At 51.9% G+C, this 20,432-nt stretch carries 14 protein-coding genes; 10 read left to right on the top strand and 4 right to left on the bottom strand.

The annotated features are described in order from the left end of the window. The first annotated feature begins 445 nt into the window (after positions 1–445). The 5 genes from CA13_RS19870 to CA13_RS19855 all read left to right on the top strand — a co-directional run bounded on the left by CA13_RS19870 (position 446) and on the right by CA13_RS19855 (position 5,081). Complete coding sequence (locus tag CA13_RS19870; protein WP_146399572.1) at positions 446–2,275, top strand: carbamoyltransferase family protein; 1,830 nt, start codon at positions 446–448, stop codon at positions 2,273–2,275. After that, positions 2,275–2,697 (top strand): SxtJ family membrane protein, encoded by a 423-nt coding sequence (locus CA13_RS19865; protein ID WP_146399571.1) that lies wholly within the window; start codon positions 2,275–2,277, stop codon positions 2,695–2,697. Before CA13_RS19870 ends, CA13_RS19865 begins: the two co-directional genes overlap by 1 nt. A gap of 8 nt (positions 2,698–2,705) precedes the next feature. Then, positions 2,706–2,924, top strand: a complete 219-nt coding sequence (locus tag CA13_RS19860; RefSeq protein ID WP_146399569.1) for a DUF5989 family protein — start codon at positions 2,706–2,708, stop codon at positions 2,922–2,924. 673 nt (positions 2,925–3,597) lie between these two features. Continuing rightward, positions 3,598–3,774 (top strand): hypothetical protein, encoded by a 177-nt coding sequence (locus CA13_RS35425; RefSeq protein ID WP_419194602.1) that lies wholly within the window; start codon positions 3,598–3,600, stop codon positions 3,772–3,774. Between the two features lie 113 nt (positions 3,775–3,887). After that, positions 3,888–5,081 carry a DUF1559 domain-containing protein gene (locus CA13_RS19855; protein WP_146399567.1) on the top strand — a complete coding sequence of 398 codons (1,194 nt, stop codon included), beginning with the start codon at positions 3,888–3,890 and terminating at the stop codon, positions 5,079–5,081. Between the two features lie 160 nt (positions 5,082–5,241). Here the strand turns inward: CA13_RS19855 and CA13_RS19850 are convergent, their stop codons facing one another. Then, the gene (locus CA13_RS19850) at positions 5,242–7,878 is read right to left on the bottom strand and encodes a glycoside hydrolase 5 family protein (RefSeq protein ID WP_146399566.1); all 2,637 of its coding nucleotides are present in this window, start codon (positions 7,876–7,878) and stop codon (positions 5,242–5,244) included. 336 nt (positions 7,879–8,214) lie between these two features. Here CA13_RS19850 and CA13_RS19845 point away from each other — a divergent pair, with 336 nt between their 5' ends. Next, entirely contained in the window at positions 8,215–11,703 is a 3,489-nt protein-coding gene (locus CA13_RS19845; RefSeq protein ID WP_419194601.1) for an alpha-galactosidase, read from the top strand. Between the two features lie 175 nt (positions 11,704–11,878). Further along, a complete protein-coding gene (locus CA13_RS19840) occupies positions 11,879–14,563 on the top strand; it encodes a glycoside hydrolase family 127 protein (RefSeq protein ID WP_146399564.1) in 2,685 nt (894 codons plus the stop codon). Between the two features lie 88 nt (positions 14,564–14,651). On the opposite strand, the gene CA13_RS19835 is transcribed toward CA13_RS19840, so the two are convergent. Continuing rightward, positions 14,652–15,227, bottom strand: a complete 576-nt coding sequence (locus CA13_RS19835; RefSeq protein WP_146399562.1) for a hypothetical protein — start codon at positions 15,225–15,227, stop codon at positions 14,652–14,654. 183 nt (positions 15,228–15,410) lie between these two features. Then, a complete protein-coding gene (locus tag CA13_RS19830) occupies positions 15,411–16,280 on the bottom strand; it encodes a DUF6807 family protein (RefSeq protein ID WP_419194600.1) in 870 nt (289 codons plus the stop codon). Between the two features lie 599 nt (positions 16,281–16,879). Here CA13_RS19830 and CA13_RS19825 point away from each other — a divergent pair. From CA13_RS19825 to CA13_RS19815, 3 genes are all read left to right on the top strand, one after another. Further along, a complete protein-coding gene (locus CA13_RS19825) occupies positions 16,880–17,899 on the top strand; it encodes a glycoside hydrolase family 43 protein (protein ID WP_146399558.1) in 1,020 nt (339 codons plus the stop codon). 75 nt (positions 17,900–17,974) lie between these two features. After that, the gene (locus tag CA13_RS19820) at positions 17,975–18,742 is read left to right on the top strand and encodes a ThuA domain-containing protein (RefSeq protein ID WP_146399556.1); all 768 of its coding nucleotides are present in this window, start codon (positions 17,975–17,977) and stop codon (positions 18,740–18,742) included. Between the two features lie 212 nt (positions 18,743–18,954). Beyond that, on the top strand, positions 18,955–19,494 hold the full coding sequence (locus CA13_RS19815; RefSeq protein WP_146399554.1) for an NADPH-dependent FMN reductase: 540 nt from the start codon (positions 18,955–18,957) through the stop codon (positions 19,492–19,494). Here CA13_RS19815 and CA13_RS19810 read toward each other — a convergent pair. After that, positions 19,466–20,395, bottom strand: coding sequence for a GyrI-like domain-containing protein (locus CA13_RS19810; RefSeq protein ID WP_146399552.1), 930 nt, complete (start codon positions 20,393–20,395; stop codon positions 19,466–19,468). The genes CA13_RS19815 and CA13_RS19810 overlap by 29 nt on opposite strands. Positions 20,396–20,432: the final 37 nt, after the last annotated feature.

The raw sequence follows: 20,432 nt of genomic DNA, 5'->3' as shown, positions 1-20,432 counted from the left end.
AGCCACGGTTACACCAACTCAACCCAATTCAGTTGCCAATCACCCCGCGAAGCAGCGGCCGTGAATAATCCGGGCTAGGCTCATCCTGAATGATCGCAGGCTGCGATTGCGGCCCGCCCGGCGCGGACGTGACCAACGATCTTGCCCTGGCTTTCTGGCTTCCTGGATTGTTCGAGGGCTTCGTCTAGGCGTTTATGCGAACTATACTTACGCGGGAGTAGTACCTGACGACGGGCGAGACCTTTGTCGCGTACTTGAGAACTGCGTTATCAAACGGCAATCGATTCGGCAATCGCGAAATCCCGGTGTTTAACGCAGCTGTACCTGGCTACAGCATGACGCCATGCCGTCTTAGAGAGGTCGCGTTGTTACTCGCTGACTTCACACCAGATGAATCGAAGAGCGAAACAACGCTGGCCAGAGAGGCGGAAAGGACCGAATCTCCATGACTTTGATCCTTGGCATATCCGCCTATTATCACGACTCGGCCGTTGCCTTAATTCAAGACGGGCATCCGATCGCTGCTGCTAGCGAAGAGCGGTTTTCCCGAAAAAAGCATGACGCTTCGTTTCCAACTTTGGCCTTGAAGGCGTGCTTGGATCATGCCAATGTTCGGATTGCCGATATTGATTATGTCGGCTTTTACGAAAAGCCATTATTGAAGTTCGATCGGTTGCTGGAAACTTATCTGGCTTACGCTCCTCGAGGTTACCGCTCTTTCGCTCGGGCAATGCCTGATTGGCTACAAACAAAACTCCATTTGCCTCGTGAGATTCGAAAAGAGCTGGGTGGCGATTACCGGCGTCGTATCGTTTTTTGTGAACACCACCAGTCGCATGCCGCTAGCGCGTTCTTTCCAAGCCCATTCCCGAAAGCTGCGATTCTGACAATTGATGGTGTCGGTGAATGGGCGACGACTTGCTGGGGTATCGGAAGCGATCATCGCTTTGATTTGAAGCAAGAAATTCGTTTTCCGCACTCGCTTGGCCTACTCTATTCCGCGTTTACATACTTTTGTGGATTTCGAGTCAATTCGGGTGAGTACAAGTTGATGGGACTTGCCCCCTACGGAAAGCCAAGGTTCGCGTCTCTGTTTCACGAGGAATTGGTAACGCTCTTTGACGATGGAAGTTATCGACTGAATATGGATTTTTTCGACTTCTGCCACAAGTTGCGAATGACGGGCCGAAGACTTGAGCGATTGCTAGGGGTCCCACGCCGATTGCCGGATACGCCTGTGCGTGAAGTTGACATGGATATCGCAGCAAGCATCCAATCCGTTACCGAGGACATTGTCCTTCGGATGGCCGGGTATGTGCATCAGCAAACGGGTTTGGATTCTTTGTGCATGGCGGGTGGAGTCGCCCTCAATTGTGTCTCGAACGGTCGATTGTTGCGTGAGGGACCATTCAAACACATTTGGGTGCAACCTGCGGCGGGCGACGCGGGTGGCGCGTTGGGAATTGCGTGGTCCATTTGGCACCAAATGCTCGGAAACCATCGGGTGCCATGTACGCAGGATTCGCAACAGGGATCGTTTCTTGGTCCTGCCATTGATCAGCAAAACGAAATCGAAGCGTTGCTCCATCAGGGTGCAACTGCAAAGCACTACACAACCGAAAAAGAACTGTGCAGCCACGTCGCTAACTTGATTGCCAACGGCCATGTTGTGGGATGGGCGCAAGGCAGAATGGAATTCGGGCCACGCTCATTGGGGAACCGTAGCATTTTGGGTGATCCGAGGAATCCCGAGATGCAGACAACAATGAACTTGAAGATCAAATACCGGGAATCGTTCCGGCCCTTCGCTCCGTCGGTTCTTCGAGAGCGTGCCCACGATCATTTTCAGGTCGAGCCCAATTCAGACCAGCCGTACATGTTATTCACCTCGTTTGTGAACCCGGAAAAACGAATTGAACAAGACCAGTCCTTCGTTGGGGTTGAGAGGGTTCGGCACCCGCGAAGTGACCTGCCTGCGATAACACACTTGGACTATTCCGCTCGAGTTCAGACAGTCGATCCAGAACGGCACCCGCGGTATCACGCACTCATCACTGAGTTCTATCATCAAACCGGATGTCCGGTTTTGATCAACACCAGCTTCAATGTCCGCGGTGAGCCAATCGTGCAGAGTGCGGCTGACGCTTACCGGTGCTTCATGGCAACGGAGATGGACGTCTTGGTCGTCGGCGATCATGTGTTCCTGAAAGAAAACCAACCGGAAGCAATGCGTAAAACGAGCGAACATTACCTCTCTGCATTGGAGCCGGATTGATGCCATTGATTGATTTGCAGTCACCTCCTACTGAATCAATGCAGCGTTGGTTTGGATTGTCGCTCGGAGCCGTCTTGGCCATACTAGCGTTCTCGGTCGTGCCATCAGGAGCGATCCGACAGGCAATTTTAAGCATCGGGATTTTCGTTACCGTTGTTTATTATGTGATGCCGAGCACAAAATTGCCGATCATCCGGGCATGGCAACGAATCACGTTTCCGATTGCCTGGACCGTGGGGCATTTTCTGTTTGGCATCGTATTCTTTGCATTGGTAACACCGATTGGCTTACTGTTACGAGTTTTTGGCCATGACCCGCTTCGGCTGCGCAAAACCGATGGTACGACATCCTTTTGGAAAGACCGACCGGCTAGAAGTGATGCGAACAAGGAAGACCCAAGACAATATTTCAGACAATATTGAGCGAACTGATGACTAAAACAGAAGACAATGACGACGGCACACAGCAATCCGAGTTTGAACGCGAAGCCTCGCGAGGCGAAAACAGTCTTGTGCGCGAATTCGGTCACTTCTTGCTAGAGAACAAAAAGTGGTGGCTGGTGCCACTGATTAGTTCGCTGTTGCTGCTTGGACTGATCAGCCTGCTCGCTGCCGGAGGAGCCGCGCCGTTCATCTACACGCTCTTCTAGGGGCACAAGAGCTTCTAAGGGCACAAGAGCAAATTCCCATGGACGAATTCGGGGTACCTAAAAAGGAGGCATACGCCGCGTCGTATTTTCTGCCCGCCCCCTTTTTCGCAGCCTGGCGTAACAGTGCTTCAGTGAGCCTACCAACCACATTGAGCAACAATTCCGTCAGCGACATAAGGCAACTAGTTTGATAATGCTGAATTGCAGCTAGTTCCTTCGATGTAACGTTCTTCGGATATGACACGCGTGTTTTCGAAGTTGACTTATTGAAGACGGTACCTCAACCAAGGAACAAGCACTCAGAAACCGCCCCCCTCCCACCCTCTCAGGTGTGACATATTGTCCGCCTAGTCAACTCTCTAAAAAAAAGACCGATGAAGCGTTGCATCGCGTCTACATTGCGTCTACGTTGAAACAGTTACGTTTTTTTGTCCCCCCCCGCCACCACATAGCCCACCAGAATCAAATACCTCCAATTCGTTGAACGATTCGGTATAGGTATTGAACGAAATAGCAAGATGCATGCGTGCGTGCGTCTAGTCAAATTCGCTATTTGGTGCCCCCGAGAACAATGGTGAGTATCCCCTTACTCTTTGATTTATTGTTTATTGGCGCAGGGTCCGAACGAGCGTTTTCCTTGACCTCCGTTGTTTGATTGAAAGGTAGTTTCGCGATGCGTTGTATTGTTTCGATGCTGTTTGTTTGTGCATTAACATCTTTTTCCGCAGTCGGATGTGGTCGTAACACCACGCCAACGGTTATCGAACCGGATAAGACCGAGGAAGAAATGCAGGCTGAATATGATGCTTACGACAAGCAGATGGAAGAAGCTGTTCAAGACAACACATAGTTGTCACGTCGCTAGCGCGTCACGTCTTTCGTCCTCCGCGTTTAGCCCATAACAAAGTCACCCGATTGAGTGATTTTTTCGTTTCGTTTCGTTTTCTTTTTGGAGAATTTGACATGTCCAGATCTTGTCGCAAGGGCTTCACCCTTGTGGAATTACTGGTGGTTATTGCGATCATCGGCGTACTTGTTGGTTTATTACTTCCGGCTGTTCAAGCAGCTCGCGAAGCAGCTCGGCGAATGAGCTGCAGCAACAATTTCAAACAAATTGGTTTAGGCTTTCACAATTACGAGTCCGCGTTCGGTCAACTGCCTATGCAACTAGGTGGAACTTGGCAGTACGGAATCGTAAATGCAACAGGACGCAACAGCGGTGGTACCGGACGGATCTCCGCACAAGGCAACAACCGCTTTCGACTCTCTTGGCTGATCGGCATTTTGCCATTCGTTGAGCAACAAGCGCTTTGGGAGCAAATAAGCAACCCATTCGCCGACGGCAATCCCAATGACCCTTGGCCGGCAATGGGTCCCGCTCCTTGGACGACAGGCTACGATCCTTGGATGACCGACGTTCCAACCTTCCGATGCCCAAGCGATCCTGGGTTCGGTTCACCAACCATGGGGCGCACGAATTACACGGTGTGTCTTGGTGATGCAACTCACCGCAATGACACTGGATTAATCCGGTTTGATAACAATCGGTGGCACGACGGTATTGCCGCAGAAGTCCGTGAATCTTGCCGCGGAATGTTTGTTGGTCGCCAAGTCATGAGGTTCCGCGACGTACTTGATGGCTTGGCAAATACGATGATGGGCGGCGAAATCGCAACGGACCTTGGCGACCGTGACACGCGAACGGCTCCACGGACCGAACGAGATTGGGGACAGATGCATGGTGGCATATTGCCTTGCAGGGACGATCCAGATCCTTTGCGTCCTCAGTTCTGGCGTTCAACGACTAGCAACATCCGTTCAGGAAACCAAACTCGCGGTGGACGTTGGGCAGACGGTGCGCCATTGTACACAAGCTTCAATGCCATTCTGCCACCCAACAACTATTCCTGCATGGGAGGTAGCGACTCTGGAATTGGACAGCTTCCCCCATCAAGCCGACATCAAGGTGGTGCTCACGTCTTGATGGGCGACGGTGCGGTCAAGTTCATCACCGACTCAATCGAAGGTGGTAATCCCCACACGCCTACCGTACGTCGTGGTTCAGGCTATACAGCCCCCGGATCGATGAGCCCCTACGGTTTGTTTGGAGCACTTTCAACGAGAGGCGCCAAAGAAACGATTGAGACGGAGTTCTAGCAAGCCTTGCCGTTGCGCAAGTCTGCTTTAGATACTGAGAGTTTTGAAACCGCGTTTCTTGCGAAACGCGGTTTTTTCGTGCTTCGGCAAAACCAGAGGAAACAACGATACGAACATAGACTTCCACGTTGTCTGACATCCGAGTGTTAGCCGAAACAATTCAGATGTCGATTTCTGCACCGCTACCCTCTTTTGCTCGATCAACAACCAAGACCGGTGCTGGCATTTTTGGGTCGCCACCGAGCAACAGTCGAACGCGCCCTTGCGATGCCGGTTTCATTTCCCGTTGACCGCCCACCGAAACAATTTGCACATGATCGCCGATGACAGGAAGATCGATCATCGCGTCCCCCGTGTCAGCTTGCGCCCAGACAATCCATACCCGCCCAGCCTCAACCCCGTCGCCATCGAGACACTGAAAAGCAACCGCGCTGCCATCGACTACTTCGATTTGATCGCTTGCGGCCAACATGGGAAATGGCCTGGGAAGGACTTCGACGTAGGCCTTGACCGCAATTTGTTCTAGTGGCGAAGCATCCATCACGACCACTTTCCGGATCCCCGCAGCAAAGGCTCTGGTAAAGAACTGAAACCGCCACGCGGCACGACGCTCTTCGGACAACGCACCGACGAAATCGAAGTTGCCTTCGGTGTGCCAATATTCTTTTTTTCGAGAGTATTCATATCCGAGCGAACGGTCCTCCCATTTTTCGAACACGCCTCGCACTTTTTGGAATGCACGACCCACGGTCATATCGTGACCTGAAAAAAACGTGTCGAGGCCTTCGTAATTGTGAAAGCTAACGACATCCACCGCAGGACCGATCGAGTAGGAATTGCCGTTCTGTTTGAAGGTCGGAGAGCCGTTCTTGCCTTCCACATCCAATGTGGATTCAAGCCAGGGGACCACGTGATCACCGCTGGCGACACCGGGTGCCACAATCAACGCCTGAGGGTCAGCCGCCTTGATCCGCGAACTCGCTTTGGCCACAAACTCGGCATAATCCGCTGCTTGGCCTTTCCAATGCGTACGGTAGGCTTCCGGCTCATTGTCCAACTCCCATGCTCGGATGCCATAACTTGTATCCCAACCCTCGCGCTGCGCAAGTGTTCCGCCGGGGCGATACCGCTCGGCTAGCTTACTCGCAAAATCGGCCAATGCGTCCATGTTCTCGGGTGCCGACTTACCGGGTTCTCGCCGGCCAGCCCAAGGCGGAGGCCCACCCGCATTGCCGCCAACAACCGGAGCTTGCATCAGAACATTCAGTTGCCGCTGATGAGCAGCGATAACAAATGAGTCAAGTGCTTGCCAAGCGGGCGGAATTCCTTTGCTTAAATCGACCGGTCCGTCCGGTTCCATGGAACTCCAGTAAACGCTCATGAATGTCCAGCGAAGCCCCATCGCCACTTCCGTATCCAAGTCCGACAACTTAGACGATCCAAACATTCCGCCGCCCTTGCCATCCCAGCTTCCGGTGTGCCCGACATAAGGTGAATCGAAACCCTCAAGCCCACCACCAAGATTGGCCGCTAAAGGGGGCGCTGCGATTGGATGCTCGATCGTCGGATACGTCTTGGGGACCGAATGGCCAATCAAAATGTAGATCAAACCCAGTAATGTGGCGAACAAAAGGCCAACACCACCACATCCAAAACCCGCCAAACGTGTTGCTCGTCGCAAAAAAGATCTGGGCTGTGGTTCCTCATCAAGCTTGTCGTTTGGACTTGCTTTGCCATCGCGAAACCAAGCCAAAATCGTCAGCAAAAACCCCAACGGAGTCCATAACGCAAAGTTCAGCATGATCGGTACAAACAAACCGGGCCATCCCGCGAACGACGACAATACTAATGAAAGTGACATCAAGACAACAAAAAAGGTTTTGACTCGCCGCATTTCCATTGGATCCACCGGAACCGATTCATCAGGCATCGGTTCGCGAGCAGTGTGCCGCCAAAGACCGATGATGGCCAAAGCGTAAAACACACCCGTCGCCAACTGGACAGAGGCTGACGGCATACCTTCCGGGCGCAGGCCAAAATAGGTGACCAAGTACAGTAACACCAAATAGATACAAAGCCCCACAAAGCCCCGCCGACCGAACACCACAATCCGATCGCAATTTGGTCCCGCCAGCGCAGGCCGTGACAGCCGATTTAAGACGAACAGTACAACGATCACCACAACCAGATTGCGGACCAAGTTCAACGGACCACCGGAATTCATCGCGATGATCGGCGGCAATGAGAACAGCAAATAGCACAGAAACAGTCGCACGCCCCGGGTCTTTCCAGTGAACCACACCAGATCCGGAAATAACCCACGCAACGACGGGCACACCAAACATGTCACCGCTAACGGAAGCAGGAACGAGGCTACTGGATGAAACAGGAAGACCATGCTTAATTCAGAGAACCCATATGGCCCGATACTTCCCAATACAAGTTTGCCATCGCCGCCGTAGCCGTGCCAAATGACTTTCGTAATCCAAGATTCGTAAAGCCCAAACAGCACTCCCCATAGATACAGAGACGCCAACGATGTACGGCCCGTACGCACAGCCAACGTTGTGAACAGAAAAAAATGAGCAAAGTACAACCAATACGTAACGATTAACGTCCACGGATGCCACAGGCCCATTTTCAACGACGCCCCCGAGAAGACCTCGGCGCAAATAAGCACGATCCAGCCAACCAAGAGTCGTGCCCAAACGATTCGAATCCAAGAGACATTCGCGCAATTGGACGACAATTCACTGCTATGATCAACGCGTTGCGTTGAACTCCCTTTGCTTTCCATCAGTTTGTGTCTCTTACGAGTTGGGGGGTTCGACACCTCGATGGCGACCGAGCCGTTTCGGCAACTTCCTCAACGAATCGGAACAAACCGCCCTATATCCGCCTTTCCATGTGCTCTCGTCATGGCCGAGAGACAGACTCCGAGTGTGCTTCGCCGATTGTATCATTCACGGGCATTTCCGAAGTGATCTCCAACTTGGCACGACCGAGAGCTTGCCCCCACCCGGGTGCCCCAGAGAGACTTCGTCGCCAAAGTAGTCATCCAAGACCCCGTCTGTTAGGATTTTGGATTCCTCCCTACCCATTCGCCTGCCATGCCTGCCGAGACGCCCCCCCAATGAGCATTCGTAAACTCTGCAACTATCTTGTTGCTTGTCTGATTTTTCTGGTAACAACTTTCGTCTGCAATGCACAAGAACCCACGCAGCCTTTCCGTGTCGTTGCTTATGTTCCGAATTGGATTGATTTAAGCGAGTTTTCGCAAACGATTCGCTATGAGGCATTAACGCATATCAATATCGCGTTCGAAAATCCGATTAACGACGAGGGAAAGCTATCGTTCAATTCAAAGAATGCCTTACTTATCAAACAGGCACACCAACATAATGTGAAGGTGTTAATTTCGATCGGTGGCGGTTCCGCCGCTGGCAACGCAGAACTTAAAGCACGCTATCAGAAACTTCTTTCATCGGATCATCGCAAACGATTCGCAGAGCATCTGATTCGGTACGTAAAGGAACACGACTTTGACGGTTTGGATGTCGACATCGAAGGTCCGTCAATCACGGAGGACTACGGACCGTTTGTAGAAGAACTGGCGAAGGCCTTTCAACCAGAAGGCAAACAGTTGACCGCGGCGCTTTCAAAAGGCTATGGCGGCGCTCGAGTCTCCGATTCCACACTTTCCCGTTTCGATTTTGTCAACATCATGGCCTACGATGCAGCGGGATCCTGGAACCCTAACGCACCAGGTCAACATTCCTCGTTGGAGTTCGCAAAATCGAATACGGAATACTGGATCGGACGAGGACTGCCAAAATCAAAGGCGGTTTTAGGCGTTCCCTTTTATGGATATGGATTCGGTGAAGACTTTAAAAACGGCGGAATCGGCTACGACACGATTTTGTCCAAGTATCCGGGAGCGGAACTCGTTGACGAAATTGGAACGACCATTTGGCACAACGGAATCCCTACGATCAGAGCGAAAACCGAATATGCAATCGACCAACAACTTGGTGGCATAATGATTTGGTCGCTCGACAATGATGTGCCAGGCGATAAGTCATTGCTGCAAGCGATCATTGATGCAACCCGGACAGTACCGGTATCGTCTTTGGACCTTTCACAAGTAACATGCGGGTGGGGAGCGATCAAAGCCGATCGCGGCATCACTGGTAATCCGCTTACTATCCGTGGTGACGTTTTCGAACATGGTATCGGGACGCATTCACCGAGCAAAATGCGAATTAAGCTAAACGGCAAGGGCGATCGGTTTACCTGTGTTGCCGGAGTGGACGATAGTGCAAACGGCAAGGGTTCAGTTGAATTCGCAATCATTGCCGATGGAGAAACGCTTTGGGAAAGTGGAACGGTCCAAGGAGACAGCCCTGCGAGCCCGATCGATCTGGACGTGCGTGGAGTCGATGTGTTGGAGTTACGCGTTGATGATGCCGGCGACGGCTCAGGAGACGATCACGGCGACTGGGCGGAAGCGAAATTCACGATGCAGCCGAACGCTCCAAAACCCATTGCACTTCCGCCTTATGAAACGATCGAAATCAAAGGAAAATCGTTGGCGTTCGAGTTCGTCGTCGCTGATGACGGCCGACTGAACCAAACAATGATTGGGGGATCAGGAGCCGAATTTGCCAATAGCCCCCAAGACACGGCTTACCCACAAGGAGGTTACGGCTATGTGTTTGAACCGGCACTCCAAGTCGTGCATGCCGACGGCAATCGCTCGACATCCTTGAAGTATGTCCGGACCGAACGCAAATCCCACGGCGACATCGAAGTGGTTCGAATTCACTTACGCGACGAGGCCCTTCCGCTTGATGTCGTGATGTGTTTTCGCATCTATCGCGACCGTGATCTCGTTCAGCAGTGGACGGAGATCACGCATCATGAAGACGGTCCTATCGTATTGGAACGGATGGCGTCATCGTCACTGTTGCTTTCGTCCGACCATATTCGGCTTCAGCACTTTCACGGTGACTGGTACGACGAGATGAATCCGATCAGCGAACCGCTGACGCCCGGCACAAAAATCCTTGATTCCAATTTGGGTGTGCGGGCTCATCAATTCCGAACTCCTTCCTTTGTGCTTTCGCTCGATGGCGAACCAAACGAATCGTCTGGCCGCGTACTGACTGGGTCACTTGCCTGGTCGGGCAACTTCCAGTTTGCCTTTGATCACCAGGGTGACCGTGTTCGCGCTCTGTGTGGCGTGAACCCGAATGCCTCCGCGTATACCCTGTTGCCAAATGAAACATTTACGACGCCCACCATGATTTGGGTCTGGAGTGAAAACGGTCTTGGCGAGATGAGCCGCAAGTTCCATGCGTGGGCACGCGAGCATGGCATTCGCGATGGGGACGAGCCCCGAGCGACGTTGCTCAATAATTGGGAGGCAACCGGCTTTGACTTTGACTTTGATCGTATTGTTCAATTATACGGCCCGGCAAAACAGATGGGTGTTGAACTGTTCTTGCTCGACGACGGATGGTTTGGCAACAAGCATCCGCGGATCAACGACAGAGCGGGATTGGGTGATTGGGAGCCAAATCGCAAGCGTTTTCCCAAAGGACTCGCACCGCTAGCACAAGCAGCAGTGGACTGCGGCCTGCGATTCGGCATTTGGATTGAGCCTGAAATGGTGAACCCAAAGAGCGAGCTCTATGAACAGCATCCTGATTGGGTGATCCGCCAACCGAATCGCGATCTCCAACTCCAACGTAGCCAATTGATTCTCGACAACACTCGTCCTGAAGTCCGTCAACACGAGTGGGCCGTGATCAACGGCGCATTGGGCGTTCCCGGAGTCAGCTACGCCAAGTGGGATGCCAACCGCTATGTCACTCAACCCGGATCGTCGTACCTATCGGCCCAGCAACAGACACACCTGTGGATCGATTACACACGCCACTTATACGATTTGATGAAGAAAACCGCCGAAGCGTTTCCGGAGGTTGAGTTGATGCTATGCTCGGGCGGCGGTGGACGAGTGGACTACGGCGCACTGCAATACTTCCACGATTTTTGGCCAAGTGACAATACCGATGCTCTTCGCCGCGTCAGGATGCAATGGGACTATTCTTATTTCTTTCCCTCGATTGCGATGTGCAGTCACGTAACCCATTCAGGCAACCGGCCGATGCACTTTGCCACCAGTGTTGCGATGAGTGCTCGATTTGGCATGGACATTGATGTCGCCTCACTTTCCGCAGCGGATCGGGCCGTATGCCGCAATGCGATTGATTCCTATAAGCAGATTCGTGAGGTGGTTCAATTAGGCGACATGTACCGCGTGGAGCCGCCCCATGATGCACCCCGTTGCGTCCAAAATTACGTCACCGCTGACCTTTCGCACGCGGTGGTTTTCATCTTTCAATTGCAGGACGAAACGCTTGGTCCCGTAAAGCCCCAAGGGCTGGACCCCAATCGCACCTACACGATTACTGAAACACATTGCGTCGAAGGACGAGCCCCGCTGGTTGACGAAGGCAAAACCCGATCCGGTGCCGACTTGATGGAAAACGGTATTCAACCGTCTGCCTTTCAAGCGATGCAAGCTACCATAGTGGAACTAAAATCCGCTACGATGTGATCTCGACCAATCGTTGTGATAAAAGCACTACGCTTTCAACAATCGATGGATGAGCCGCCACAAACCGTGGTGTGTCCTTTGGGTAACGGTTCGTGGACGTCGCTGTCCCCTTCGCTTTCATCTCGTCTTGAACTCCTGAATATCTCAAGTTGCTCAGTACAAGGCCAATCAAACCATGTGTTTAAAAAAATGCTTCGCCATCGTGATATTGATCGCATCCTATTTCCACTCTGCTGCGGTTGCTTCCGATGTGAACATTGCTGTGGTAGCTACCCCCACTAGCTCGCATGTGTCGGGGGACACGTCTTTGGGAGCACTCAATGACGGCCACTCGCCAGACAGTTCCCACGTCCGCGGACAGGGAAGTTACGGGAACTGGCCTAGCCGAGGGACTCAATGGGTCCAGTACGAATGGAGCCAACCCATCAGCACCAAAAAAGTGGACGTCTTCTGGTGGGACGATCACCAAGGAGTCCGGCTCCCCAAGGAATGCCGCCTGCTGTATTGGGATGGTGAAAATTTTGTGCCTGTAAAGAAAGCTTCGGGCCTCGGAGTCGCGGCCAGTCAATTCAATACGACGACCTTCGAAGAAGTCGATACGTCTGAACTTCGACTTGAGATAGACGGGGATGGCAACTTCTCAACGGGCATCCTTGAATGGCGAGTCTACGATTCCGGCAAATCGCCTGCCTTCCCCCCAACCGTAGACGCCGGTATCGATCGCACGGTTGTGTTGGGCGGGAAGTCATTCTTAGAGGCAAAACTAAAAACACTAGGGACGACGGACGACAGGCAAACGAAAGTGACATGGACGAAGGCCTCGGGGCCTGGCGAGGTGAACTTTGCCAATCCCGCTTCGCTGGTGACGACTGCCACGTTTTCTACGTTGGGCGACTACGTGTTAGAGATGACGGCCACGCAAGGTCCGTTGCTTGCTTCGTCCACATTGGCGGTAAAAGTGGTTGCACCGCCACCAAAACAACAACTGGAACTCATCGACACCAAGCACTACACGATCGACAGCCCATTGTGGAATCACCGTGCAAAAGCGTTGATCGTGAATTGGATTCCACACTGCATTCGCAAAATATCCGACCCCGAATTGCGGGAAGGCGGCATCAATAATTTCGTTGACGCCGGTAACAAGTTGGCAGGGAAACCTTTTCAGAAACATCGCGGGCATGTCTTTTCGAATGCCTGGATTTATAACACGATCGAATCAATCTGCATCGCCCAAATGGTCGATCCGCAAGGCGATGCCGAGATCATCGAAGCACAACAGTCGATGCGGGCTACGATGGACGACTGGATTCCCAAGATCTTGGCAGCCCAGGAGCCCGATGGTTATATCCAGACATTCTTTACGCTCGGTGACTATCCGCGCTGGTCACCCAGGCACCGAGCGGATCACGAAGGATACGTCGCTGGGTATTTCCTTGAAGCGGCAATTTCCCACTACTTGCTAACCGAAAAAACCGACGCACGACTTTACGACGCAGCAAAAAAATTGGCGGATTGCTGGTGTGATCACCTAGGCCCCGCGCCAAAAAAACCTTGGTACGACGGACACCAAGCAATGGAAATTGCGTTGGTACGCTTCGGCCGATTCGTCAACCGGATAGAAGGAGCCGGCAAAGGCGACGACTACATCGAACTTGCAAAGTTCTTGCTAGATAATCGCAAAGACGGAGACGAGTACGACCAAAGCCACGTGCCTGTGACCCAGCAGTACGAGGCAGTTGGACACGCCGTACGTGCTTCCTACTCCTACGCCGGCATGGCTGATGTTGCCATGGAAACCGGCGATGTGGATTATCAAAGCGCCGTGATGTCGTTGTGGGACAATATGGTCAACCGGAAATACTATGTCACCGGCGGACTCGGCAGCGGCGAAACCTCCGAGGGCTTTGGACCTGACTACTCACTCCGTCATAACGCATATTGTGAATCGTGTTCCAGTTGTGGTGAGATTTTCTTCCAACACAAGTTGCATTTGCCTTACCATCAAGCCAAGTACGTGGATCTGTACGAAGAAACGCTTTACAACGCATTACTTGGTTCCATCGATCTAGAGGGAAAAAACTTCTACTACCAAAATCCACTTGATATCAATCAACTTCGCTACGATTGGCATGGATGTCCATGCTGCGTTGGGAACATTCCTCGCACGTTGTTAATGCTGCCCACATGGATGTATAGCAAGAGCGCCGACAGTATCTATGTCAACCTATTTGTTGGTAGCACCGTTTCAGTCGGAGACGTTGCCGACACCGATGTCCAAATGATCCAGCAGACCGACTACCCTTGGAGCGGTGACGTGTCGATCACCGTCAACCCGACCGAGCAACGGGAATTCAGCGTCCGGATTCGAGTTCCTGATCACTGCGTCAGCGAACTCTACACCAGCGAACCGCAATCAGACGGAATCACATCCATCGCGGTCAACGGTTCCGTAGGCACACCGCAATTGGAAAACGGATATGCCGTGATCACACGAGTCTGGAATCCCGGCGACAAAATCGATCTCGTGCTGCCCATGAAGATCCAGCGGATTCGGGGGATCGACAACATTGAAGCGACCCGAGGACAAGTTGCTCTACGGCGTGGCCCTTTGATCTATTGCGTTGAAAGCGTGGACCAGGAGTTAGGAAAGTCGTTGGACCGAAAGGCCACTTTGACATCGGATTGGCAGGCGGATCTTCTGGACGGAGTCACCCTCATCCGCGGCGCATGGGCCGACGGCACACGATTCACTGCTATCCCGTATTATGCGAGGCAAAATCGCGCCGCCAAATCCAGCAACGGTCGTTCGACCACTCGATCATCCGTCTGGATAAGGGAAACGGATTCACCAAAGTAACGAGCTACATCGAAAGAGCGTCCAAGTGAAAATGCGGCTTCACGATGGAGCTTGCCGCAGCGCCGACGCCGTACTTCCATGGCAAAAGTCACTGTTTCGATACGCGCAACTGGTTTACACAGACTGGACACACTGTATATCGCAATTCAGGAACCGTTTGCCTTTCGTACTGTCGTAGCTTGAGTGAGATATTTTCCATCTCCAACCAACCCGATGGCTCGACCAAAGACCGCTTGCAGAAACTGCACATGGTAAGAAATGCATTGGACCGTTTCTGTTGAGAATCCAGTACTGCACAACGAGCCTGAGGCACAGCGCGAATCAGGGAGCTTTCATACAACAATTGACCTCGCGGATTTTTCCCTATCGTCAATTGCATAAAGCGTTTTAACGTTGGTGAATCGCAACGAAATGGAACCGTGATCGGAATCCCAGATTTCCGGACCTGCTCGTGAATTTCCTTGTACAACATTCGTGTGGGTTCATCAGCGATAAAATCCCAGACCGCATGCCCAACCACCGATGGTTCGTCTAGAACCGCCGCGTTGTTTTCTTTGGCAAATGCGATCCACCAATCGTTTACGCGGATGATAATATCCGCTTCATCAACGCTGTACTGATAAACGGGCTGGACGTGGGCGACCATATCTTTGCCCTCAAACATGTGTGGAATTCATACCCCATTTGACACATTGATTGTAACACCAGTGCATAAGATAGGGTGACCGGCCAGCCCCAAAACCAACATCTTTGACATGCACTGGAATTGCATGTTAAGGCATGCCGTTTGTTCACCATCGAACTTAGAGGTGTACGAAAGCATGCCTACTGATTACGTAGGCCCGTGTTAATTTGCATTGGACGAATAATCTTCGTAGGCTTTTTTAAGCTGCTCGAGTTCTGGTAAACCGCGGTGAATCCAAATTCGGTAATCCAGCTGAGTTGTTTCGCCTGGCACAAGCGTCTGAGCTTCGACACCAGGCCACCCCACGCACTGTGGACCATAGTGCCGCGTTAACCACATCGGTGGATAATCGGGATGCTGAGGGTGAATCATCACGGTGGCTCCACTCATGTCGTCGGCATCAGAATGCTTTGATGTGTAGTCCACCCATTGAAGCGGCGTCATTTTAAGGTCTTCTCGGGTGCGCCCAGTTGGGACGGTGATCGTCACGTCTTCCTTAGCTTTGCTACGAAACCGCATCGTCAAACCACCGTAACTTTTTCCACCCCTCCCTTGTAGTGTCACCGGCTGTTCCGTAGGCGTCAGTAGCAAACGCACATCGACTGCTTGTGAATCGGCGCCAGCCCGATTCACAGTAATCTCGACCTGTTCGATCATTACTTTCTTCTCGCCAATGAACCATCCATTCTCGACAGCTAACGTGACGGCATCAACACCCACTTTGCGGTCAATCCAACGGACAAACCGTTGATCCATACCGGTTCCTTGCCAGGTATCAAAAGTTTTGTCTTCTACTTTGACGTAGGGCCAAGTCCAAAACACGCCGTGATGGTGATAGTGATCTTTCGGAAAGTCCTCGGTCAACACATCACCGCTAAGATCATATACGGGATGAATATAGCAGGCCCGCTTCCAACGATGGTCTTGCTTGGGAACATGCTCACCGACCATCACGCCATGGTTATAAACCAACACCGGTCGCTCACCATCAAAAATCCCAACCGACTTATCCGATAGGTCGCGAATCGCCATGTCTTGACCCAGAACGGCCGCACTAGGTCCAACAACAAACCACAAAAAAGCTGTCCAACAAATAGTTCGCAAACAAACGCCGATCGAGTGTACCAGTTGAAAGGGAGGGAGCATGGATTCAGTTCCAAGGAGAGATAGTGGAAGATGGTAGGTAAGCATTGAAGTTCTGATTTACTGCAATAGCCGAGCAATATCTTAGCAAAGAACGCCGAGCCATTCATCTGATCGGCATTGGAGTGATGAAGCGGTCAGACGCACCAGGCACTGTCTCGGCGTGGGAAAAACCGACGGCTTGCGTCATACAGCGAATAATGGAGCATCCCAAATACGCTAACGAATTGACCCCGCAAGCATGAATCGAAGCGTTGGCTCCGAAACACTCGCTTTGGTATACTCGCCAACAAAGAAACCACCAACGAAACAAGAGAACAATTGGATCGGACAGAAAGATGCGTTTTTTTGCCCCTCCCCCTTTGCTCTTGGACATCGTCGCTAGCGTAGTCGAGCACTCTGCTTGCGGTCGCGACGTTTCCATTGGTTCCGTGTTTGGATCTTCACCCTGCGCAAATGATCTACCTGAGACAAACGAGAAATTCTTTATGAAAATAAAGTTTATATTCCCCCTTTTCCTCAGCTTGCTTGTTCCTGTTTCTCATTTGTTTACGCAGCAAACAGCCCTAGGCGATACCACTTCGGAAAAAGCGACTTCTGGAAACCCAGTCGTTCCCGGTTGGTATGCGGACCCGGAGGGTATTATTATTGGTGACGAATACTGGATATTCCCCACCTTTTCCGCGGCCTATGATGAGCAGTTGCACCTCGACGCATTTTCCTCGCCGGATCTTGTGAATTGGACGCGGCACGAGCGAGTTCTGGATAACAAGATTGTGAAATGGGTTCGCCGCGCTCTGTGGGCTCCCGCGATCATTGAAAAGTCAGGAAAATATTTCCTTTTCTTTGGTGCCAATGACGTGCATGATGGAGAAATCGGAGGCATCGGCGTTGCCGTGGCCGACCATCCGGCGGGGCCGTACACGGATCATCTCGGCAAACCGCTGATCGGCAAGATTCACAATGGTGCACAACCAATCGACCAATTTGCATTTCTTGACGAGGACGGCCAATACTACATGATTTATGGCGGTTGGTCGCACTGCAATATCGCAAAGTTGAAGGATGATTTCACGGGCTTCCTACCCTTCGACGACGGAACCGTGTTCAAAGAGATTACTCCCGATGGTTACGTGGAAGGCCCCACCATGTTTCGTCGAAATGGGAAGTACTACTTCATGTGGTCGGAAGGCGGCTGGGGTGGGCCCAACTATTGCGTAGCCTATGCCATCGCCGATTCGCCATTGGGCCCGTTCAAACGAATTGCCAAGGTATTGCAGCAGGACCCGAAGGTAGCCACAGGAGCGGGACATCACTCGGTCATCCATGAGCCTAATGAGGATCTCTGGTATGCCATCTATCATCGGCGACCCCTTGGTGAAACGGACGCCAATCATCGAGTTACTTGCATCGACCGGATGGAGTTCGACTCCAATGGACACATCAAACCGATTCAACTCACCTTTGAAGGTGTAGAGAAACACACGATTACGTCTTTAACTAAATAGACGAATCCCTATCACGGACAAATACCTCGCTGAACTCTACCTACGTTTTGACAGTGGGGAAGATTAGGAGTTGCCATGAGACTTCGGATTTGGCCAATTCTATTGGCATTGACTTCGGCTATTTTTTTCAGTTCCTGCTCGGGACCGACAACGCCATCCCCTGAACCGAACGACGATGGAACTCGGAACGAAACCGATAGAGTTCGTATTGCCGTCGTTACCGGAGGACATGCGTTTGATGTGCCGGAGTTCTATAGGCTGTTTCGCGAAGTGCCGGGCGTGGATGCCTACCCACAACACATGGAGCATTTCGCATCAAGCTCGGAGGAAGTCCGTGACGCCTACGATGCTGTGGTCTTCTACGGGATGGAGCGAGGAGAGGCCCCAGAGGTCGGCCCCCATTTTGCCGGTGACGCCAAGGCGACCTTGGAACGGATTGTCCAGCGAGGACAGGGGATTGTGATCCTGCATCACGCAATTTTGGCATGGGAAAAGTGGGATTTTTGGGATCGGGTGATTGGCCACGATGAACGCAACTTCAGCTGGAAGCCGGAGCTCGACCTGAAAATTGAAGTGGCCGACACGGAGCATCCGATCACCCTTGGGATGGCAGATTTCAACACGATTGACGAGGGCTACGTGCTGCATGGCAAGCATGACGGCCAGAGCACCATTCTGCTAACGTCAGAACACAAAGACATCATGAAAGAAGTTGCTTGGGCCAGAGAATTCGGCAAGTGTCGTGTGTTCGTATTGACATTGGGCGACAATCCAGAAGCCCAAAGCAATGCGGGTTTTCGTGAGGTTCTTGAGCGTGGAATCAAATGGGTAGCCGCCCAATAGAGCTTGAAGACATTGTCATGCCTGCAAACATGTTCGGGCCCGCTAGAGATTCATTTCAAGTGTAGTGGACGAGGCTACGAGTCCAATATCGTAGCCTCGGCCGCGAAAGACTCGTTGCCACTTTCACTTCGGCAAACGCAAGAATCAAAGTTCACGAAGCACTACAATAGAAATATCGCTTCTCAACCCAATCCCAAAAGGCCTTGACCCTAATGTTCTTAGTTCTCAGTGCTAGCTTGAACCCCGATAGTCGCAGCCGCATCCTGGCGAAAGCCTGCGCTGACGAACTCCGGTCAACGGGACGCGAAGTCACGATGTTCGATCTATCGGACACGCCGTTGCCCGCCTGTGATGGTGCTGCCGCTTACGGCGACGAGAACGTCAAACGACTGTCATCCTTGATTGAATCTGCCAAAGCGATTTTTATCGCGTCACCCGTTTACAACTTTGACGTCAATGCGGCTGCGAAAAATGCGATCGAGCTAACGGGACAAGCGTGGACCGAAAAAGTGGTAAGCATGATGTTGTCTGCGGGCGGGCAAGGCAGCTACATGTCGGCGATGGGATTGGCGAATAGTTTGATGTTGGATTTTCGCTGCCTGATCGTACCACGATTTATCTATGCGACCGGCGATGCATTCGAAGGCGACTCGTTGGCCAACGATGAAATCGCCGATCGTGTGAAGACGCTGGTGAAGGAAACTACCAGGCTTGCCGATGCGGTCATTTTATCGGCAGATAAATGTCGGTAACCAGCTCCGCGACCGGCGTCGTCTTGGGGTCGTTGCGATAAACTTCATACCCAGCCTGCTTCAGAATTTTTATTTTCTTGTAGCGGGCGTATTGATAGGCCCCACTCCACGCGTTGCCCAAGTTTCCATAACTGCCAATGTGCCGCAAATGTAGCACCTTGCCTCCAGCCAAATCGCGGGACACCAAGCCGGATGGCAAATGACAACCCGGTGCAACCGCAAATCCACTTGTGAATTCAAAACGCCCGCTTTTCATATCGAAATCGTGGTAGACACTGATCATCTCAGTCTCTGTCGAGATTCCCGCTTCGGAAAAACTATCGATCACTGCAGTGAAAGCTTTTTCCATTGCAGGGCTGATTGCTTCGAGAACGCAGGAATTATGAGCACCCACGACGGTGATAGGATCGGCCGATTCAACCCCCACAACTTCCGTTTCCGAGAGCACCGTGCCAGTCTCAATGTACTCTTTCAACATTCGCAAACCACGGTCATAGTCCATCGCAATGAACGTTTCCATTTGCGATCGCATCCAGAACATGAACCACGGCAAATTGCCATCCATTATCCATGTGATCTTCGCACCTTGGCCAATCGACTCAAGACGAAAGCTAACGTTGGACTTCGACTTGAACGGTTTCACGAACCGAATTTCGTCTGCAATGCTTCGAGGTCGATCCAACCGAAGATGTTCCATCTCACCTTGACCAACAACTTCGCCGACCCAGGCATATTGGGAACCCACCGAATTTGGATCGGCGCTGACAGTCACTTCAGCGCTCTTATCCACGCATAACCACGGTGACCACGTCGTCCACGTACTGAAATCGACAACCGTATCGAAAACTTTCTCCACCGGAGCATCAATCTGTATCGATCGCTCAACGTGATAAGCCGGCATGATTACAATCTCCCAATCTTTCGAAAACAACACGTTG

This window comes from Novipirellula herctigrandis, from assembly GCA_007859835.1.
Taxonomy (GTDB): domain Bacteria; phylum Planctomycetota; class Planctomycetia; order Pirellulales; family Pirellulaceae; genus Novipirellula_A; species Novipirellula_A herctigrandis.
Note: the sequence above shows the minus strand (reverse complement) of the source record. Positions and strands in the feature narration are given on the sequence as shown.

Excerpts from the sequence above, each read along its gene's own strand:
- CA13_RS19870 (WP_146399572.1), top strand. The coding sequence starts at position 446 with ATGACTTTGATCCTTGGCATATCCGCCTATTATCACGACTCGGCCGTT.
- CA13_RS19865 (WP_146399571.1), top strand. The coding sequence starts at position 2,275 with ATGCCATTGATTGATTTGCAGTCACCTCCTACTGAATCAATGCAGCGT.
- CA13_RS19860 (WP_146399569.1), top strand. The coding sequence starts at position 2,706 with ATGACTAAAACAGAAGACAATGACGACGGCACACAGCAATCCGAGTTT.
- CA13_RS35425 (WP_419194602.1), top strand. The coding sequence starts at position 3,598 with ATGCGTTGTATTGTTTCGATGCTGTTTGTTTGTGCATTAACATCTTTT.
- CA13_RS19855 (WP_146399567.1), top strand. The coding sequence starts at position 3,888 with ATGTCCAGATCTTGTCGCAAGGGCTTCACCCTTGTGGAATTACTGGTG.
- CA13_RS19850 (WP_146399566.1), bottom strand. The coding sequence starts at position 7,878 with ATGGAAAGCAAAGGGAGTTCAACGCAACGCGTTGATCATAGCAGTGAA.
- CA13_RS19845 (WP_419194601.1), top strand. The coding sequence starts at position 8,215 with ATGAGCATTCGTAAACTCTGCAACTATCTTGTTGCTTGTCTGATTTTT.
- CA13_RS19840 (WP_146399564.1), top strand. The coding sequence starts at position 11,879 with ATGTGTTTAAAAAAATGCTTCGCCATCGTGATATTGATCGCATCCTAT.
- CA13_RS19835 (WP_146399562.1), bottom strand. The coding sequence starts at position 15,227 with ATGTTTGAGGGCAAAGATATGGTCGCCCACGTCCAGCCCGTTTATCAG.
- CA13_RS19830 (WP_419194600.1), bottom strand. The coding sequence starts at position 16,280 with ATGGCGATTCGCGACCTATCGGATAAGTCGGTTGGGATTTTTGATGGT.
- CA13_RS19825 (WP_146399558.1), top strand. The coding sequence starts at position 16,880 with ATGAAAATAAAGTTTATATTCCCCCTTTTCCTCAGCTTGCTTGTTCCT.
- CA13_RS19820 (WP_146399556.1), top strand. The coding sequence starts at position 17,975 with ATGAGACTTCGGATTTGGCCAATTCTATTGGCATTGACTTCGGCTATT.
- CA13_RS19815 (WP_146399554.1), top strand. The coding sequence starts at position 18,955 with ATGTTCTTAGTTCTCAGTGCTAGCTTGAACCCCGATAGTCGCAGCCGC.
- CA13_RS19810 (WP_146399552.1), bottom strand. The coding sequence starts at position 20,395 with ATGCCGGCTTATCACGTTGAGCGATCGATACAGATTGATGCTCCGGTG.